Origin of the sequence: Candidatus Hakubella thermalkaliphila (assembly GCF_013281975.1) — a bacterium.
GTDB classification, from domain to species: domain Bacteria; phylum Actinomycetota; class Humimicrobiia; order Hakubellales; family Hakubellaceae; genus Hakubella; species Hakubella thermalkaliphila.
In genome coordinates this window covers 1-655 of the sequence record NZ_BLRZ01000423.1, presented here as the reverse complement: position 1 = coordinate 655, position 655 = coordinate 1, and the positions used below count along the sequence as shown (strand labels likewise).

1 protein-coding gene is annotated in these 655 nt (G+C 52.1%); it reads left to right on the top strand.

The features are described 5' to 3' along the window. The coding region (locus HW443_RS12545) for an NAD(P)-dependent oxidoreductase (RefSeq protein ID WP_275942776.1) at window positions 1-655 on the top strand (655 nt) is incomplete at both ends.

Here is a 655-nt window from a genome sequence, read left to right as displayed (position 1 = left end):
CACTCCTGATGATCACTCCTGATGATCAGGCCATCGTATTTCGAAAGGCTCCCCTCCCCAGGGAACTTAAAGATCTATTTGAGGTTTCGGACTTCATAACCATACATCTTCCCAAAACCAAGGATACCTATCATATGTTTGGCCGGCAGGAGTTTCAGGCCATGAAAAGAGGTGTTCTTCTGATCAACGTAGCCAGAGGAAGCATAGTAGATACAGAGGCGCTGGTAGAAGCCCTGGAGTCAGGACAGGTGGGTGGTGCAGCTTTGGATGTCTTCGAGGAGGAACCGTGTACCGATTCCCCCCTCTTTAAGTCTCCTCAGGTGGTGGTAACCCCTTACCTGGGAGCATCCACCATAGAGGCTCAGGACAAGGCAGGTGTGGTCATTGCCGAACAGGTGAGAGCAGCTCTCTTGGGAGAGCCGGTCACCAATGCGGTCAATGTCCCGGCTGCCAGCCCGGAAGTGATGGAAGTATTGTCCCCCTTCTTCCCTCTGGCAGAAAAACTGGGAGGGCTCATGGTCCGTCTCTATTCCGGCCGCCTGAACACCCTGGGGGTGGAGTATTCCGCCCAGGTGGCAGGTGTCGTTGACCAATATAATCATGAAATTGTTACGGTCCAAAACGTCGATAATCTATATACAGCCGTTTCATTGTT